At 62.9% G+C, this 294-nt stretch carries 1 protein-coding gene; it reads right to left on the reverse strand.

The window, feature by feature from the left end; all coding sequences use genetic code 11:
- Positions 1-262, reverse strand: a 262-nt coding sequence (locus tag EN862_RS35650) for a DUF1349 domain-containing protein (protein WP_135913338.1), incomplete at its 3' end; no start/stop codon positions are given.
- Positions 263-294: the final 32 nt, after the last annotated feature.

Consider the following 294-nt stretch of genomic DNA (forward strand, 5'->3'; position numbering starts at 1 on the left):
AGAGCGTTTCGCTCAGCCGCACCATCAGCCCGGCCTGGTCGTAGAGCACCCGATAGTCGCCCTTGACCGTGACCTCGGCGCTGAAATCGCCGGCGACCGGCCGATAGAGGAAATGGCCGTTGTCGCGCCAGAAGCCATAGAAGGTCTCGCGCCAGAAGTCGGTCTCCTTGCCGGTGCGCACATGCACGGTGCCGCCGGCAAAGTCGTGGTGCGGCGGCGGGTTGAGCCAGGTCAGGTCCGCTTTCCAGTCTGTCGTCGACATGCTCGCCAAGGAATTCATATTCGCGAATGAAG

This window comes from Mesorhizobium sp. M2E.F.Ca.ET.219.01.1.1 (genome assembly GCF_004016445.2).
Lineage (GTDB): Bacteria > Pseudomonadota > Alphaproteobacteria > Rhizobiales > Rhizobiaceae > Mesorhizobium.